This window comes from Rubritalea profundi (assembly GCF_002954445.1).
Taxonomy (GTDB): domain Bacteria; phylum Verrucomicrobiota; class Verrucomicrobiia; order Verrucomicrobiales; family Akkermansiaceae; genus Rubritalea; species Rubritalea profundi.
The window spans coordinates 2,110,798-2,127,010 of the sequence record NZ_MQWA01000001.1 but is presented as its reverse complement, the minus strand read 5'-3'; the positions used below and the strand labels follow the sequence as shown (position 1 = coordinate 2,127,010).

Annotated in this window: 19 protein-coding genes; 10 read left to right on the top strand and 9 right to left on the bottom strand. The window is 51.5% G+C overall.

Features of this window, described 5'->3' with window-relative positions; translation table 11 throughout:
- The 8 genes from BSZ32_RS09345 to BSZ32_RS09310 form a co-directional block, all read left to right on the top strand.
- Window positions 1-728, top strand: a 728-nt coding sequence (locus BSZ32_RS09345) for a type 1 periplasmic-binding domain-containing protein (RefSeq protein ID WP_206018791.1), incomplete at its 5' end; no start/stop codon positions are given.
- A gap of 273 nt (window positions 729-1,001) precedes the next feature.
- Entirely contained in the window at window positions 1,002-2,024 is a 1,023-nt protein-coding gene (locus BSZ32_RS09340; RefSeq protein WP_105043184.1) for a rod shape-determining protein, read from the top strand.
- Between the two features lie 73 nt (window positions 2,025-2,097).
- The gene (gene mreC / locus BSZ32_RS09335; protein WP_165788755.1) at window positions 2,098-2,832 is read left to right on the top strand and encodes a rod shape-determining protein MreC; all 735 of its coding nucleotides are present in this window, start codon (window positions 2,098-2,100) and stop codon (window positions 2,830-2,832) included.
- Window positions 2,833-2,836: 4 nt separating this feature from the next.
- Entirely contained in the window at window positions 2,837-3,442 is a 606-nt protein-coding gene (locus BSZ32_RS09330; protein WP_105043182.1) for a hypothetical protein, read from the top strand.
- 4 nt (window positions 3,443-3,446) lie between these two features.
- Complete coding sequence (gene mrdA, locus BSZ32_RS09325; RefSeq protein ID WP_105043181.1) at window positions 3,447-5,540, top strand: penicillin-binding protein 2; 2,094 nt, start codon at window positions 3,447-3,449, stop codon at window positions 5,538-5,540.
- Window positions 5,541-5,674: 134 nt separating this feature from the next.
- Window positions 5,675-7,261 (top strand): Rne/Rng family ribonuclease, encoded by a 1,587-nt coding sequence (locus BSZ32_RS09320; protein WP_105043180.1) that lies wholly within the window; start codon window positions 5,675-5,677, stop codon window positions 7,259-7,261.
- 8 nt (window positions 7,262-7,269) lie between these two features.
- Window positions 7,270-7,683 (top strand): hypothetical protein, encoded by a 414-nt coding sequence (locus BSZ32_RS09315; protein WP_129589676.1) that lies wholly within the window; start codon window positions 7,270-7,272, stop codon window positions 7,681-7,683.
- On the top strand, window positions 7,680-8,252 hold the full coding sequence (locus BSZ32_RS09310) for a hypothetical protein (RefSeq protein ID WP_105043178.1): 573 nt from the start codon (window positions 7,680-7,682) through the stop codon (window positions 8,250-8,252). The genes BSZ32_RS09315 and BSZ32_RS09310 overlap by 4 nt, the downstream gene beginning before the upstream one ends.
- A 637-nt stretch (window positions 8,253-8,889) precedes the next feature.
- On the opposite strand, the gene rplT is transcribed toward BSZ32_RS09310, so the two are convergent.
- Window positions 8,890-9,258, bottom strand: a complete 369-nt coding sequence (rplT, locus tag BSZ32_RS09305; protein ID WP_105043177.1) for a 50S ribosomal protein L20 — start codon at window positions 9,256-9,258, stop codon at window positions 8,890-8,892.
- Between the two features lie 150 nt (window positions 9,259-9,408).
- A complete protein-coding gene (gene rpmI, locus BSZ32_RS09300; protein WP_105043176.1) occupies window positions 9,409-9,618 on the bottom strand; it encodes a 50S ribosomal protein L35 in 210 nt (69 codons plus the stop codon).
- Window positions 9,619-9,807: 189 nt separating this feature from the next.
- Here rpmI and BSZ32_RS09295 point away from each other — a divergent pair, with 189 nt between their 5' ends.
- Window positions 9,808-10,179, top strand: a complete 372-nt coding sequence (locus BSZ32_RS09295; protein WP_105043175.1) for a Dabb family protein — start codon at window positions 9,808-9,810, stop codon at window positions 10,177-10,179.
- A 213-nt stretch (window positions 10,180-10,392) separates the two neighbouring features.
- On the opposite strand, the gene BSZ32_RS09290 is transcribed toward BSZ32_RS09295, so the two are convergent.
- From BSZ32_RS09290 to BSZ32_RS09285, 3 genes are all read right to left on the bottom strand, one after another.
- Window positions 10,393-11,643: a phospholipase D-like domain-containing protein gene (locus tag BSZ32_RS09290; RefSeq protein ID WP_105043174.1), complete on the bottom strand. Its 1,251-nt coding sequence runs from the start codon at window positions 11,641-11,643 to the stop codon at window positions 10,393-10,395.
- A 124-nt stretch (window positions 11,644-11,767) separates the two neighbouring features.
- Entirely contained in the window at window positions 11,768-11,869 is a 102-nt protein-coding gene (locus tag BSZ32_RS20335; RefSeq protein ID WP_206018790.1) for a DUF1287 domain-containing protein, read from the bottom strand.
- Window positions 11,869-12,264, bottom strand: a complete 396-nt coding sequence (locus tag BSZ32_RS09285; RefSeq protein WP_206018789.1) for a DUF1287 domain-containing protein — start codon at window positions 12,262-12,264, stop codon at window positions 11,869-11,871. Before BSZ32_RS09285 ends, BSZ32_RS20335 begins: the two co-directional genes overlap by 1 nt.
- A 222-nt stretch (window positions 12,265-12,486) precedes the next feature.
- Between BSZ32_RS09285 and BSZ32_RS09280 the strand changes: the two genes are divergently transcribed.
- Entirely contained in the window at window positions 12,487-13,278 is a 792-nt protein-coding gene (locus BSZ32_RS09280) for a hypothetical protein (RefSeq protein ID WP_105043173.1), read from the top strand.
- A 191-nt stretch (window positions 13,279-13,469) separates the two neighbouring features.
- Here the strand turns inward: BSZ32_RS09280 and BSZ32_RS09275 are convergent, their stop codons facing one another.
- From BSZ32_RS09275 to BSZ32_RS09260, 4 genes are all read right to left on the bottom strand, one after another.
- Complete coding sequence (locus BSZ32_RS09275) at window positions 13,470-13,982, bottom strand: single-stranded DNA-binding protein (protein ID WP_105044818.1); 513 nt, start codon at window positions 13,980-13,982, stop codon at window positions 13,470-13,472.
- Window positions 13,983-14,087: 105 nt separating this feature from the next.
- Entirely contained in the window at window positions 14,088-14,375 is a 288-nt protein-coding gene (locus BSZ32_RS09270; RefSeq protein ID WP_105043172.1) for a 30S ribosomal protein S6, read from the bottom strand.
- Window positions 14,376-14,386: 11 nt separating this feature from the next.
- Window positions 14,387-14,989 carry an aminoacyl-tRNA hydrolase gene (gene pth, locus BSZ32_RS09265; RefSeq protein WP_240610601.1) on the bottom strand — a complete coding sequence of 201 codons (603 nt, stop codon included), beginning with the start codon at window positions 14,987-14,989 and terminating at the stop codon, window positions 14,387-14,389.
- 55 nt (window positions 14,990-15,044) lie between these two features.
- Window positions 15,045-15,674 carry a 50S ribosomal protein L25 gene (locus BSZ32_RS09260; RefSeq protein ID WP_105043171.1) on the bottom strand — a complete coding sequence of 210 codons (630 nt, stop codon included), beginning with the start codon at window positions 15,672-15,674 and terminating at the stop codon, window positions 15,045-15,047.
- Between the last annotated feature and the right edge of the window lie 539 nt (window positions 15,675-16,213).

Genomic DNA, 16,213 nt, shown 5'->3' with positions numbered 1-16,213 from the left:
GCCTACGCGACGAGTTGTTGCGCGGGCGTTGGGTAGGGACGATGCCCGGCGTGCCACGGCTCGCAGCAGAGTTTAGCGTCAATTGTAAGACCGCGGAGACCACGCTGCAGGCGCTCGAGAATGAGGGTCTATTGGTTGGCCAGGGGCCGGGCCACAAGCGCCGCATCACCCTCCCTAAGGGCAACAAGGCCGTGCGCCCGATGCGGGTGGCTATCCTAACCGGTGATGGTACCGACCAGCGCCGAGATTACATCGTCGATCTACAGCACGCACTCGAGGCGGCCGGCCACACCGCCGTGCTTCACCAAAAGTCGCTGGCCGATCTCGGCATGAACGTCAAGCGGGTCGCCCGCTTCGTGACAGCCAACGAGGCGGACGCTTGGGTGGTGCTCGCTGGCTCGCGCGAGATACTGGAGTGGTTCGCCTCCGGGAAGCTGCACACCTTCGCCCTGTTCGGGCGTTACAACGATCTGCCGCTGGCAGCATGCAAGCCGGACAAGCCGCCAGCCTTAGCCGCCGCCACCCGTCGGCTCATCGAGCTCGGCCATCGCCGTATCGTGCTGCTGTGTCGCGAGATAAGACGGCTGCCCGAATCAGGGCATCCGGGTGCTGGGCGAGGTCTCGCTGGTCTGCACCGACCCCGACCCGAGCCCTGCTCAAGCTCCCTACTTTTTGGCTCATCTTTGCTTTTGCACCGCCGCAGGTCGGGAGTGAGCAAGGCTGCCTGATCTATGTCGAGCCACGCGCATCCCAGAGGCATCTTACTTGATTTAAGATTTCCGCGTGTTTCGCGGTCGCAAATTGCTTGATCGTGCTGGCTTGGAAACTGATCACATCAACCCACTATCTGCTTGACCTTGGCGGTTACTAGCCAAATAGTGACTACAGCATCGGGGGGATTTTTTTCTTCTGATAGCTATGTTGCGTGTCCTGCGTAATATGATGGTGGCTCAGGCCGCACCTTTTCCCATTTTTAGCAATTTATAACTTTTTAAACATTAATGTTCGCAAAACTTTTTGGCTGGGGCTCCCGTGATATCGGAATCGACCTCGGCACTGCAAACACTCTCGTAACCATTAAGGACCAAGGCATTGTGCTGCGCGAGCCATCCGTAGTTGCAGTCAAGGCTGGCACCAACCACGTCCTCGCCGTCGGAGATGACGCCAAGCGCATGCTCGGTCGTACTCCTGGTGACATCGTTGCGATCCGCCCACTCAAGGATGGAGTCATCGCTGACTTCGAGGTGACCGAGGCCATGCTTCGCCACTTTATCCGCAAGGCAAACAAAGGCCGCCGCTCGAATCCTCGCGTGGTGATTGCGGTTCCCTCTGGCATCACCGAGGTAGAACGCCGCGCTGTGCGTGAGTCAGCTGAGCAAGCTGGCGCCCGTGAAGTTTACCTGATCGAAGAGCCGATGGCTGCAGCGATTGGTGTGGGCCTTCCCGTACAGGATGCCTCAGGCAACATGATTGTCGACATCGGTGGTGGCACGACTGAAGTCGCTCTAATCTCGCTCGCCGGTATCGTTTATAGCCGCTCAGTCCGCACTGCGGGTGACGCTATCGACGAAGCTATCATTTCCTACATGAAGCGCGCGTACAATTTGATGATTGGTGAGCGCACTGCTGAAGAGATCAAAATCCGCCTGGGCTCAGCTTTCCCACTTCCAAAGGAAATCACTATGGAGGTCAAAGGACGCGACCTCGTTGCTGGACTACCAAAGACGATGAAGATTTCATCCGAAGAGATCCGCGAAGCTATCTCTGATCCAGTCGCCGCTATCGTTGACGCGGTTCGTACCACCCTTGAACACTGCCCGCCAGAATTGGCTGCAGACTTGGTCGACCGAGGACTAGTCCTCGCCGGCGGTGGAGCACTGCTTAAAGGGCTAGACAAGCGCCTCAAAGACGAGACGGGCCTACCAGTCCACATTGCAGATGATCCACTCAGCGCCGTGGCCGAAGGCACAGGAAAATCTCTGCAGGAGATCAACCTCCTGCGCCGCGTGACCAATATGGACTGATAAAGCATGAAGCCGCTGAATCTCATCACCCTTCTTTTATTCCTTGCGGGAGTCGCCTGGTCGCTCACTCGCAGTGAAGAGGCGTGCGCCAGATTCAACGGACATACTACGCTGCCATCGGCCCATTTTTGAAGAGTGGTGCCACTTTAGAAACAAAGGCGAGAGCTTCACTGACGAAGTAGAACATTCTAAAACTGTCACTGCCAAGCTTGATGCGGCAGAGGCTGAACTGGTGAAGCTTCGCACCGAATCCTCCCATCTTCGAAAGCTCGAAGAAGAAAACATTCAACTCCGTGCTGCACTCAAGTTCCAGCAACGTTCCCCTTTCAGCGTAAAAGCTGCAAAACTCATACGCCGCAAGCCTGCGACATGGTGGGAGACCATCACCATTGATCGTGGGCTAGAGCACAATGTGGAAGCCCAGCTTCCAGTGCTCGCTGCAGAAGGCCTCGTTGGCAAGGTAGACCGACCTAACGACGAGACCTCCACCGTGATTTTGCTGACTGATGAGAAATGCCAAGTATCTGCAAAGATAAAGGGCACTCAAGAAGTTGGCATCCTCAGCGGTCAGCGCGCGCAACATGGAGACACACCAATGCTCCGTCTGCGCTACCTGTCCAAAGAGGCTAAGATAAAACCCGGATCAACTGTCGTCACGACAGGCCGCGGTGGACTCTTTCCCGCAAACATCAACCTCGGCACCGTGGTGTCTTCAGAGGTGGGTGCTATTGATGCGGAAGCACTGGTGAAACCTGCAGTAGACTTCGCGGCTTTAGATACCGTATTCGTCCTGCTAGGGCACCATTGAACCAGTGATTAGATACCACATCAGCCTCTTCATTCTCGTATTGATTGCCTGCATCTTGCAGCAATTCATACCTGCTGTGACGGCCTTGTACGATGCTCGCATCTTGCTACTGCATCTTGTGTTTCTCTGCTGTGCTGTCACCGTCGGCTTCTCACCTATGCTAGGACTAGCCTTTCTTTGCGGTTTCCTCTGGGACGCAAATAACACACTCGGACCACAAGGTGGTGACTCGGAAGTGTACATCCATCAAATTGACTCGCTACGCTTTGGGTATTCTATTCTACTTTTTGGACTAATGGGCGTATTGATGCAATGTATTCAGCCATTATTCCGCCGCGGTGTATGGCAAGTATCCGCCATCCTCACTGGCATTTCGGTCTTCCTTTATCTACTTGCCGAGTTTTTACTGATCACCTTTGTCCGCGGCGAATGGATTTTCCCTGGAAAGGTGCTGACACAAATCTGGCTCACGGCGGCGATGACAATGCTCTGCTCTCCACTCATTTTCGCCATTATTTTTAAATTAGCCAAACTCTTCGACTACACCATCCGTTACGATGGACTGAAGCGTCGCTACTTCACCCCCGAAGCGTACACGCTCGACAACTAAGCTCATGGCTCGCCCACGCTACAGATACCGAATTTATATCCTCACCATGCTGGTGCTGGTGGGTAGCGGCGTGCTAATGACTCAGCTGCACGACTTCCAGATCAACCGCCAAGACGAGTTTCGTAAACTCGTGCCCACCAACTACGAAGTTCAAATTCGCGAGCCTGGTGTGCGTGGCGAAATCATCGACCGCAACGGGGTGGTACTCGCGAAGAACAATCGCAACTACCAACTCATCTTTAACCTCAAAGAAATCCATCAAGACTACCTCCAACAGTTTTGGCAAGATCACAAAGGAGAGAAGGACGCCAAGCCACCCGGCATAGTCGAGATCATCAACCAGTGGGTTAGACCAAAACTCGCCCAACAAGGGATCGATGCCAAATACAGCGCCAGCGCGATGGAAGGTCACTACCTGACCCATGGTGGGCTCATCCCCTTCATCTTTCGAGACGACCTTAGCTACGATCAATTTGCCCACTTTGCGGAACACAACCTCGAGCTCCCAGGAGTCTACGTCACGGTCACACCTCGACGCATTTATCCATACGGTTCACTCGCATCACATTGTCTAGGCTACCTCAAGCAATGGGCAAAAGGCGACGTCCCACCCGAGTTCAAGCACTACACTGGCGACCCAAAAGGCATCTCAGGAATCGAAGCAACCATGGATCAATACATGCGTGGCAGCCAGGGCATCCGAACTATTCTAAAGAATGAAAAAGGCAAGAACTTGCGTGTTGTCGACTACCTCAAACCATCTCAAGGCTCAGAGGTTCAGCTCACCCTAGACGCCCGCATCCAGTACCTCACAGAGACAGTCCTCCGCCGAGCTGGCCGCGCCGCCGCCGTGGTGATGGATCCTCGCACTGGCGAAGTCCTAGCAATGGCCTCAGTGCCAGATTTCAATCCAAACGATTTCATCCCGAACATCACATCAAAGCGCTACGCTGAATACCGAGATAATAAATCCGCCCCCTTCCTCAACCGAGCCATCAGTAACTTCCCACCAGCATCCACCTTCAAAATCCCCACCGCCATCACTGCCGCAATCAATGGGCTTCACGGAATGGACTGCGACTGCAAGGGCTACACTCCCTACGGTAAAGCAAAAATCCGCTGCTGGAAAACCTGGGGCCACGGCGTGCTCGGAATTAAGGAAGCTATTCAGCGCTCATGTAACCCCTACTTCATGAAGATTGCCAAGACTGTTGGTACCGCTAAAATGGTCGAATCCTATAGCATGCTGGGTCTTGGCCAACCGACTGGCATCCGCCTGCCTCGCGAGTCCGCTGGCATTCTCCCCGGCAGTATCGATTGGCAACGTCGCTACCGAAATAAAGTCATGACCAACGCTCTCACCGGCATGTTAGCCATCGGCCAGGGTGACTCCGAAGCCACTCCCCTACAAATGGCCGCCCTCATCAGCGCAGTCGCGAACGGAGGCAAACTCTACCAACCAAGGATCGTTCGCGAAGTCAGCCACCCAGACCTCGGCATTCAAATCTCTAACCGCCCAAAGCTCAAAACCAACCTGATCCAGCAAGGACTCGCCCCAGTCCAGCTACAAAACATCCGTGAGGGCATGCGACTGGCCGCTCACAAGATTGGTGGCACTGCCCGCCGCGCAACCCCCGATGGCATCATCATTGGAGCAAAAACGGGCACCGCGCAAACCACCGACCTCGGCATCAAGACGCACGTCGCCTGGACAGTAGCCTTCGCCCCATTCGACAACCCACGCTACGTGGTCGTTGTCGCAGTCAAACGTGGTGGCAGCGGCGGTAAAGTAGCGGGCCCCCTTGTCAAACTCATCCTCACTGGCCTCTTCGCCCAAGAAGAGGGCCACAAGCTTCCACTTAAGAAGCAACAGCCCTACATCGGCAACACCGATCTCATTTCCGAAATTTCACTACCTGACGACAACCCACTCGCCGCAGCCTTCTTGGCAGATGGCGAGACCGGCGAAGAGGCCTCAGCCATCGTCGTCATTCACCCTGAACCAGAAGAACCAGAAGATTTACCACTACCCACTATACGTGCAGAAATTGACCCCCGTGGGTCAGTCATTCCAAGCGCTATTCCCATTCCAGAATAAAATACCAATTTTGGACTATCATCGCCCCCTAACAATCAATAGAAACTAAGCATTACAATTCCCAACACCCTCCAACAACCAATTTCAACAAACCAATTTCAACAAACCAATTTAACCAATTTAACTAATTTATTATGATCAAAAAAATCAAACAAGCACTAGGCATAGCTGAACCAAACCCACGTGAAGGAGTCACTCTAGTCATCAACGCGGAGAAACTCGAACGTCGTGTCGCTCTCGTTGAAAACGGCAGCCTCGAAGAATACGACGTGGAACGCGAAGGCGAAGACAACATCGTCGGCGGCATTTTCAAAGGAACCGTCAAGAATATCGAGCAAGGCCTCAAAGCCATGTTCGTCGACATCGGCATGGAGAAAAATGCCTTCCTTCACTTCTGGGATGCCATTCCAGCGGCCCTCGACGGCGGGCTCGAAGAGATCGAACGCGAAGGACGCCCGAGAAAGAAGCAAAAGAAAATCACTTCAAAGGACATTCCTCGCATCTACCCGATCGGCTCAGAAATCATGATTCAGGTCTCTAAAGGGCCTATCGGAAACAAAGGCCCACGTGTAACTACCAACATTTCACTCGCCGGTCGTTACCTCGTACTCATGCCATTTTCAGAGCAATTTGGTATTTCCCGCAAGGTCGATGACCCGAAGGAACGCCAGCGCCTGCGTCGTATCATGCAGAAGCTCCAAGTCCCTGAAGGCATGGGCATCATCATGCGTACAGTGGCTCAAGGCCAACGCGCTCGCCACTTTGTTCGCGATCTAGCAATGCTACTAGAGCAATGGAATGAAGTAGAAACCAAGCGTGATTCTAAGAAGGCACCTATCTGTACCTTCCGTGAGCCAGGTCTAATCGAACGTACTGCCCGCGATTTCCTCACTGACGAAGTCGACCAAGTCATCTGTGACGACCTCGAAACTACCGAGTTCATGCGCGATGTTGCTGGTAAAATTTCTCGCCGCGCAAAACGCCGCATCCACCACTTCCCGTCTCGTCGTTCGATCTTCAACAAGATCGGCATTCAGAAGCAGATAGACGAAGCATTCCACCGCCAAGTCTGGCTACCCTGTGGTGGTTACCTTGTGATCGATGAGACCGAAGCTCTGATTGCTGTCGACGTCAACACTGGCCGAAATAAAGGCTCTAGAGATGTTGAAAAAATGATTCTTCAGACCAACATGGAAGCAGCAGAAGAAGTCGCCCGCCAGCTGCGCCTCCGTAACATCGGTGGTTTGGTCGTGGTTGACTTCATCGACATGCGCCATCGCCGTGACCAGATGGCTGTCTACCGCGCCATGAAGGAACGTCTCAAACGCGACAAGGCTAAGACTCAAGTGATGCAGATCTCTGCAGTAGGCCTCATGGAAATGACTCGTCAGCGTCTCAAGGAATCGCTGCGTGACACGATGAACGAACCCTGCCCGTATTGCCAAGGCCGTGGCCGCGTGAAGACAACCATGACAATGTCTGTGGAAATCCAACGCCGTCTCCACACCGTGATTCAGCGCAACGTTGAGCAACTCGGCGATCTCATCGTGATGGTCAACCCGGATGTACTCAACCGCTTCAAGAAAGAGGATTCCCAGCTCCTCATGGAGCTCGAGCGCACCCACAATGGTCGCCTTATTTTCCGTACTGATGCTAACCTTCACCGCGAGCGATTCACCGTTATCGATGCGGAATCTGAGAAAACTGTCTTCCAAAGTTAACCATGGCCATGGATCGCAAAGTCGTTGAGGCCAAGGTCGACGAGGTCCTCAGCGCAAAAATAAAAAAGAACGCCACTGCTCGTAGGGAAAAGCAATCTGCTCCCGACATCGGCATGCCAAACATGGGGGCTGACAACCCCTTCGCAGCATTTGGCGCAGGAGGAATGCCCGACCTTTCAGCTATGTCTGGGATGCAGGGGGGTAAACTACCGCTGAAAATGCGCATCATGACCAAGCTAGCCGGCTTAGCCATGAACCCAAAGTTCTCCCGCTTCTTGCAAAAGAAGTGGTGGCCACTCTGGGTTGTCTTCGGCATCTTGCTCTCTGGCTTCATCGTCATTGGCGCGGTTCTTTTCCTCATCTGGAAAATGATCAAAGGCATCATTGGCGCCTACACCGACATGTTTAAGAAACGTTCATGAAATCATTCCTAGCCATACTCTGTATCACCTGCTGGTTCCTCAGTATGGCTAGTTCTCATGCCCAGGCTCTGCTCTCCCCTCCCTTTGGACTCAAATGGGGAGACACTCCAGAAAATCTCTTCGACTGGGCCGAGCGGCAGAAGCTCGATGTCACCCTCAGCCTGCCCGGCCACCAGCGAGACGAACGCCACGTCACGATAAAGAACTCCAAAGGCAACCTCCCCAGCCACGATGCCTCCTCACTCGAGGCGAGATTCAACAAAGGCCGCCTCTACGAAGTCGTGCTGAATTACGCGGATCCTAAAATGAGCTTCGATCTTGCAAAGCTCAAATTCAGCGAAGCGAAACGCGCTCTCACCACCCAGTACGGCCAGCTCAAACTGAGCAGCAAAAAGCGCGGCACCACACGCGACAACTTCACAACCGAAGCCACCTCCTACCACATAGAACCAGTCTCAGGACTCTTTCTAATGCTCAGCTACACTGAGGTCCGCGACAGCCTCCGCAAGACTCGCAAAGCCACCTTTTCTATCATTTACCACAATGATAATGTGATTCCAAAGAAGTAGGGAGTCTGATTGAGACCTATCCTCTGATACGGACTTTCCCAAACTCTAAAAGAGGCCCACTCACAAACCCAACAGACTTTCGGAGCTCAACCCCAGGTTGCCGACTCAGGAGGCTATACCTGGGGTCTTTACCCGCACAAGTTTCCAACGCTGAAAGCGTCGTGGTCGGGTGACTCCCCAGCCTCCCTCTCCACAATTCCTACAGAGTTGGCCTGAAGGAACCCATTCAATCACAGCGTAGCGACTTACGTCCCAACACTAGGCTTAACTCCACAATCCCCTCTCTGGAGTGCTGTGGCTGGACTCAGCTCTGCGGCTTGGCTCGGCTTGGCGGCCGCGGCGGTGCACCAGACCACTAGCTAGCACGATGACTCGATAGATTTGAGCAAAATCCCTGTGATCAAATAGCCTGAAAGAGCAAAAAACACGTCGACCCCGACAAAGCCACCAACCAGTACCTCGGGAAATTTATGGAACACTACTACAGTAAGAACAGCAACCGCCCTCAAGCCTTCCTCCTCACAACTTTACCCTTTCTCCTTACGAGTTTTGCCAGAGGGTAATGAGGGAAAAAAATGCCGTTACCCAGAAAACTGAGTAACGGCACTATAGAATATTTCGTGAATACGGACGCTAATTAAGCGTGCTTCTTCGCGAGAGCTTCTTTCGACTGCTCAACAATGAAGTTGAAAGCGGCGATGTCGTTGACTGCAAGGTCAGAAAGGATCTTACGGTCGACTTCGATACCAGCAGCTTTGAGGCCTTCGGTGAAGCGTGAGTAAGTGATTCCTTGGGCACGGGATGCAGCGGAAATACGCTGGATCCAGAGACGACGGAACATTCCCTTACGCTTTTTACGGTCACGGTATTCATATTGACGCGCCTTGATGACGGCGTCCTTCGCATAGCGGTATAATTTGGAACGGAAACCACGGAAACCCTTCGCACGTAATAATACGCGTTTGCGGCGGGCGCGGCTTGCCGGACTGTTTGTTGCTCTTGGCATTTTCTTTTCCTTTTTTGATCAAACTGTTTTTATAATGCTCCCGTAGTCTCGTTTGACCGTATTCTCACTATGTGAGACTGGTACGTGGAGTTCCTCCCGATTTGCGGGAGGGCGAGTCTGTGCTCGCGGTTCTAGTTCACCGATTGGGGCTTAATGGAATGGAAGGGATGCTTTCACTCGCTTAATGTCCGCGTCGGAAACAAGTGCAGCTTTTCCGAGGAAACGCTTGCGCTTACGATTCTTCTTCTGGAGAAGGTGTCGCTTGCCTTGTTTACGGCGCAGGATCTTGCCTGTACCGGTGACCTTGAAGCGCTTTGCTACAGACTTACGTGTCTTCGCTTTTCCTGCTTTTCTGGCCATGGGACGCGCAATCTAGTCGTAAGCCACCAATATACAAGACGAATTTTCAAAAGACTTGGTGATTTTTTAATAAACAAGAAAATTTGGCACTGATTGGCCAATTAGCATCGGCCGTAGTTTCTACAAATTGTAGAATAAATCCACATTCTACAGCCACAACTACCAATATGTGTTAGTTATAGTGGCACCATGAAAACTATCCTATTTTCACTACTCAGCCTCATCTTGATCAGTTTCACCTCAGCTGCGGAAGAAAAAGGCCAACTTCGCCACCTCGTCATGTTCAAATTCAAGGACGACGCCAAAGCCGAGCAGATAACCAGCATCGAAAAGCATTTCGCCAGCCTGCCAAAGAAAATCAATACTATCATCGACTTTGAGTGGGGCACAAATGTGAGCAATGAGAAGAAAAACGACGGATTGACCCATTGCTTTTTCGTCAGCTTTAAGGACCAAGCTGGGCTCGACGTCTATTCCCCGCACCCAGCCCACCAGGCATTCGTCAAAGAACTTCTACCGATCCTCGATAAGGTCGTCGTGATTGATTACATCGCCCAATAAACTGACTTTCATACCCTCTCTGAACTACTGAGGCTTGACTCAGTTATTGCGGAAGGATGTGGCGCCCAGCTAGCAGAAACCCTCAAGCTCTTTGGTCTTTTTCGCGGTGGAGGTTACTTCATCTTGCTGGCCCTGAAAACTGAACACTTATACTCAGCAACTTTCGGTTCCATTCGTCTTTCTCGCGGTAGAAAATCATCTACCGTCTCAGAATCACAGCTGAGGTTCCACCAACTTGCCGGCCCACCGCCGAGGGAGGTCAACGATCCTAGCCTTAGCATCAGCCGCACACTTTTCCTCGCAGCTCTTCAGGTCATTTTCAAACATCCTCCGTTGTTCACCCGCAAAGCGCTTACTCAGAACATGCACATTGACCTCATCATTGATAAAAAATGTGCGGTCATCAAAATTTCCCGAGCCAATGATCGAAAGCTCGTCATCCACGACGATCAACTTGCCGTGCATCATGCTCGGTTGAAATTCGTAGATTCTCGCGCCGGCCGCTAATAACTCAGGCCAGTGCGACATCGATGTCTGACGCACAATCGGTGTATCGATATGGCCGCTGGGCAAAATAATATCCACCTCTACCCCGCGCGCCATGGCTCGGAAAAGTGCTTTTCGTAGCTGCTTGTTCGGCACGAAATACGCATGCTCGATCAAGAGCGATTGCTGCGCGGCATCGATCGCCAACAAATACCCGGCGCCCAAAGTATCTCCCCTCTCGCAGGGCGCACCTAACACCACCTGAGCCTTCATATTTCCGACTCGCTTTAACTGCGGGAAATAGGCCTCACTTTTAAGATCCACTCCACGCAGCTCCTTCCAGTTATTCATGAACCCGCGTTGTAACTCAGCCACCAAAGGCCCGCGGACTCGGTACATCGTATCCCGCCATTGCCACTTCCCTTTGGCCGCACCATTCCAGCAGTCAGCATAACCAGCACCGCCGGTGAAAGCCAACTTGCCATCCACCACTAAAATCTTCCGATGGTCGCGGTTATTACAGTGCAATAGCCGCAAACAGTTGAACGGCCGGTAGAGTTCTACCTCCACTCCAGCATTACGCAGAGCTGTCAAATAACGCTCATCCAACTTCATAGAGCCCACTCCATCCAAGACCACATGAACCCTCACGCCCGCCTGCGCCCGCTCACACATCGCCATCACCAAATCATAGGTCACATAGCCATCTACTGCGACAAATGTCTCAAAGGTGATCGTTCTCTTAGCGGACTTCACAGCCTCTAACATCACAGGGAAATACTCCTCCCCATTGACTAGGGTATCTATCTGATTCCCCTCAATCCATGCCGCCTGAGCCTCTTGCTCCATCGCCTGATCAAATTGCGGTGAAGCCAATGCCGGCGCTGATGTCCCCATTCCAATGAAGGGACTGTCATCGAGCTTCGCACAGGAAACCAAACCGACAATCGACACAATACAAACCAAATACCTAACCATTTCTATCAAATCGTGCTGAGTATGAAGCCGATCACGAAAAACGCAAACTCTACTTGAGCACACGCACACGCACCCGATGAAGCGGTGAAAGGGAAGAGGTAAAAGATAAAAGACACTAAAATTCCTAATTGGAGCGCTGCGACCCCACCCTGTAATGCCCGGTGAGCGGGTACTCGAAGAGACTGGATTCTTCACGAGCTCCCGAGCCGATATTATGAATCACCATCACCCCCCATCAGCTCCGCGACTATCACTCACAATCATAATGTGCGGCAACCGGCCCGCAACGGTACAGGTCACTAAATCTCCAGGCTGGTAGTCAGCAGCTTTATCCGTCACTGGCAATGACCAGCCTTGTCGCATGAAGTACGTCTTCAAGTTAGGCACTCGACGATGGTCAATACTTTTATCCGTACGCTTGAGTCCCCAATTTTTAGGATACTCGGAAAAATGTTTCCGCATATCCTCATCTACCACTTTCTGCAGGTCTATTCCACGCGCTTTACGTAAGGCGCGTATCACCACATCCGTACACACACCCTTCTCAATGGGCAGGTCACCGCCAGGATACTTCAATCCGACGTAGGCTGGATCATAAGTCACCGCTTCCCAACTTGCCAACGCGCCGCAGCAACAACCTTCTGTGACAGGGTCACTCCTCTCGATCCCGCTAGCTCAGAACCTTTCTCCAAGACTGACTGAGCCTCCATCGAGCCTCCCGTCAGCAACATAATCCCAAAGACACAATAAATGGCATGTAACTTTCTCTGCATAGTTCCTTATATAGATACAGAGAGAGGCTGCCAGTCTTTTTCAGACTCAAATAACCACCCTATAATTACGATGAAAACCCTCACTATTCTAAGCTCACTCCTCCTAAGTTGCTCACTCATGGCCGAGAACGACGGCAAACATGTCAATCAAGGCTTCCTAAAAACTGCGAAAGAATACGACGCCAAAGCCGAGCGCGCAGCCAACAACGACAACGCACACAATGCAGCAATCTTCAAAAAACTAGCGGCGATCAAACGAGAAGCCGCAGTCAGCACTAACGGCTACGACTGGGGCGAGTACCACAAACTCAATGGTCAGCTCAACCTCGACCACGAAAAGGCGAAACACGAGAAGAAGAAGAACAAGCCATCTGGCTTCGAAGGTGCCGCTCAAAGGTACGATCAACTCTCGAAAAAAGCGCTCGATGCTGGAGACTCCGAAAAAGCAGCCACTTACGCACGCCTAGCAGAAATCAAACGCGAAGCCCAAAAGGCCGGCGGCAACTACGATTGGGCCGAGTACCACAAACTCAGTGGACAGCTCAACCACGACAACAAGAAGAAGCCAGGACAAGAGAAAGGGAAGAAGCCGATGCACAAAGAGAAGATGAAGGAAAAGGTCAGCACGAAGACAAAGATGGAGACAAAACCGACCACGCAATCCACTCCGACCAACTACATCACATCAGCTCAGAAGCACGCAGCGCTCGCCAATAAGTCCAATGCAGCTAAGGATAATTTCTCAGCCCAAATTCACACGCGTCTCGCCGCCATCCTGATTGATGCCGCTGCAAAGCAGTCAGAAAACCGAGTCATAGACTGGACCGAGTACAAAGAGCTCAAAGAGCTGCTCGGTAAGTGATCGTTCAGAATCAAAGCCGCCAAACTTTGCTCACTTAACCTTCACCCCCCCAATGTCAAAAGTCTCAAGATCCAAGAGACTGAACACTTAGGCTCTGAATTATTCATTGTTCATTCTAGCGCCGCGACAAAAAGCCTCAAATAGCACAAGGCTATTTGAGGCGTTAAAAAACTTAGTAATCAGACGTGATCCTAAAATGGGATGTCGTCGTCATCGTCGAAGTTAGCAGTCGGTGCAGCTGGTGAAGCACCCTGCTGCTGTTGCTGCGGTGGAGCTTGATATTGCGGTTGCGGAGCCTGCTGCTGTTGCTGCTGGGGTGCAGATTGCTGTGGGCGTTCTTGTTGAGGCTGACCGCCACCACCAGTATTATTATTATTACTTCCCGCAAACTGGACGTTTTCACCGATAACTTTGAGCTTATAACGCTGCTTTCCTGACTGCTGATCAGTCCAGCTATCCATTTGTAGGCGCCCTTCGATGAAGATACTTTTGCCCTTACTGAAGTACTTGCTAACGAACTCTGCAGAACTTCCCCACACAGTGACGTCGACGAACGTGGTTTCATCCACCCATTCTTCACCTTGCTTGATCCGGCGGTTACAGGCGACACCAAGGTCGGTAACAGCTGTACCCTTAGGCGTGTAACGCAATTCGATGTCACGAGTGATGTTACCCATGATCATTACTTTATTGAAACTAGACATGTTGGGGGGACTATAAAAAGAAAATCCCTGCTCGACAATAGAAAAGCCGAGCAGGGATGAAATGTTTTCAGTCGCTGGAAATTTCACGGTCAATGACCGCTAAAATTATCCGATACGACGGTATTGGTGCATGTAGATGCCTTTGACAAGGTCAAGAGCTGTCTTGATCTCAGCAACTGCTTCAGGAGAAGCATTGAAGAAGTAGTTTACGTAGACGCCGCCTTCGATTTGGCGTGCGTTGTAAGCAAATTCTTTGCGGCCAAGCTGCTTCACTTCGTCGAGTGTAGCGCCATTGGCTTCGAGTACTTTGCCTACTTCGCTAACGAACTCGTCAACGGAACCTTCTTTACCTTTGGTGTCGAGAACGACGAGACCTTCGTATTTTCTGCTCATAATTTTTCTAGTTATATTTTGTTTTTGACGTTGTAGACGTTTGCGGCGGCTTCCAGCCCATCTGATAGCGCAAGCTGAACAGCATCAGCTGCTCTTGCAAGTGCGTTTTCAATGTCGGGTCGTTCGTCGGGTTTAAATTGCCCTAAAACGTGCCCGACCATTTCTCCAGGTGAGGGTCCGCCAATGCCTATCTTTAATCGTGGAAATTGATCGCTGCCGAAATGCTGAATAAGTGATTTGAGTCCATTGTGCCCCGCGGCTGAGCCAGATTTGCGAAATCGCAAATTACCCACTGGGAGCGCAACATCATCATACACTACTAGCACTTCTTCCGGTTGCCACTTATAGAACCGGAGTGCGGTTCCAGCTGCTCGGCCACTTTCATTCATGAATGTCTGTGGCTTCATCAGCATGGCGTGCGGATGTTTCGCGATATGTGCTTTCCACTTCAGGTGATGGACAAATTGTGCGCCAGCTCGTTCAGAGAGAAGCTCAAGGACATCGAATCCGACATTATGTCGGGTGCCTTCGTACTTTCTCCCTGGATTACCCAGGCCAATAATCAATTTGATCGCCACTTTGACTGAAGATCTGCCAGCATGGTGTGATTTCACACACGTCAACTAGCGGCATAAAACGTTGCTATGATACGTCAGAAGTTAGTTTATCTTACTCAGCTGCTGCTACTGCGGCACCTTCAGCTACTGCTTCAGCTTCACCATCTTCACCACCTGCAGACTTAGCCGCACGTGTCATTGCGACGAGAGCAACAAGAACATGGCCTTGAAGTGTTGGAGTAACACCTGACGGGAATGTAATATCACCGACTGTGAGTGACTCAGAAATGTCGATATCAGTAACGTCAGCTTCAATTTGCTGTGGAAGATCATTCGGAAGCGCTTTCACCTTAAGTGTGTGAACGAGCTGCTCGAGAGCACCACCAAGTTTGATTCCCTTAGGCTCGCCTTTGAGCACTACTGGAAGCTTTGCTGTGAGAACTGTCTCGTCTGTTACAGCGAGGAAGTCAGCGTGAAGGATGGTACCTTGGATCGCATCGAACTGAAGATCCTGAATGAACACACGTTGTGGTGCGGAACCTTCAACTTGCACATTGATGAGAATTTGTGAGGACGGGGAAGCATTGAGCATGTCGCGGAATGCTTTCGCGTGTACCTTGATGTTCTTGTTCTCAGTTGCTCCGTAAATTACGGATGGGACGAGTCCCTCACGACGCATTGCGTTTAGCGCGCCAGATCCTGTGCGCGCGCGCTCAGTTGCTTGAATTGTTTCAATAGCCATTTTGTAGTTTAATATATAAGTTAGATATCGCCTAAATTTACTTTATTAGACGTTTCTAGGTGCGGTTGATCCTGTGGAAAAATATGGCTGGTAGGATAGTGAGATGATAACCTTTCCACAGGCCGGGCGAGGTTGGTAACGCCTTGATCACGAATTGTCAATTAGTAATCCTGCGATGCAGGCTTAGTCATCAGCCACTAGTCAAGAGTCAATGGGGGGGAGAGTCGCTGCGCTCCAATGAGGAATTAAGGAGAAAGGGGCTAGTAGCTAGCTAGCGGAAAGCTTCAAGTACTTTCGCATTTTTCGGTAGATCGTTTCAGTAACCCATTCGTGAAATAAGTGCTATTCGAGGTAAAAGCTCGTTTCACCAACCTTAGCAACTTGCGAAACTTTCGTCTTTTTCGCGGTAAAATCCCCTGCAACGAAAAAATCTGCTTAATCAGCGCTCAGGTCTCGTTTCATCGTCCCGGCTCTGAACACTGAACACTCCCAACTACACACTTCTCCCCGCTTCATCATCCAAGCCCCTTGACTATTGA

Coding starts and splice junctions, on each gene's coding strand:
- BSZ32_RS20335 (WP_206018790.1), bottom strand. CDS start 11,869: ATGGTGATTCATAATATCGGCTCGGGAGCTCGTGAAGAATCCAGTCTC.
- mrdA (WP_105043181.1), top strand. CDS start 3,447: ATGGCTCGCCCACGCTACAGATACCGAATTTATATCCTCACCATGCTG.
- BSZ32_RS09270 (WP_105043172.1), bottom strand. CDS start 14,375: ATGAGCAGAAAATACGAAGGTCTCGTCGTTCTCGACACCAAAGGTAAA.
- BSZ32_RS09290 (WP_105043174.1), bottom strand. CDS start 11,643: ATGGTTAGGTATTTGGTTTGTATTGTGTCGATTGTCGGTTTGGTTTCC.
- BSZ32_RS09340 (WP_105043184.1), top strand. CDS start 1,002: ATGTTCGCAAAACTTTTTGGCTGGGGCTCCCGTGATATCGGAATCGAC.
- BSZ32_RS09260 (WP_105043171.1), bottom strand. CDS start 15,674: ATGGCTATTGAAACAATTCAAGCAACTGAGCGCGCGCGCACAGGATCT.
- BSZ32_RS09315 (WP_129589676.1), top strand. CDS start 7,270: ATGGATCGCAAAGTCGTTGAGGCCAAGGTCGACGAGGTCCTCAGCGCA.
- BSZ32_RS09275 (WP_105044818.1), bottom strand. CDS start 13,982: ATGTCTAGTTTCAATAAAGTAATGATCATGGGTAACATCACTCGTGAC.
- BSZ32_RS09295 (WP_105043175.1), top strand. CDS start 9,808: ATGAAAACTATCCTATTTTCACTACTCAGCCTCATCTTGATCAGTTTC.
- rplT (WP_105043177.1), bottom strand. CDS start 9,258: ATGCCAAGAGCAACAAACAGTCCGGCAAGCCGCGCCCGCCGCAAACGC.
- BSZ32_RS09310 (WP_105043178.1), top strand. CDS start 7,680: ATGAAATCATTCCTAGCCATACTCTGTATCACCTGCTGGTTCCTCAGT.
- BSZ32_RS09280 (WP_105043173.1), top strand. CDS start 12,487: ATGAAAACCCTCACTATTCTAAGCTCACTCCTCCTAAGTTGCTCACTC.
- BSZ32_RS09320 (WP_105043180.1), top strand. CDS start 5,675: ATGATCAAAAAAATCAAACAAGCACTAGGCATAGCTGAACCAAACCCA.
- rpmI (WP_105043176.1), bottom strand. CDS start 9,618: ATGGCCAGAAAAGCAGGAAAAGCGAAGACACGTAAGTCTGTAGCAAAG.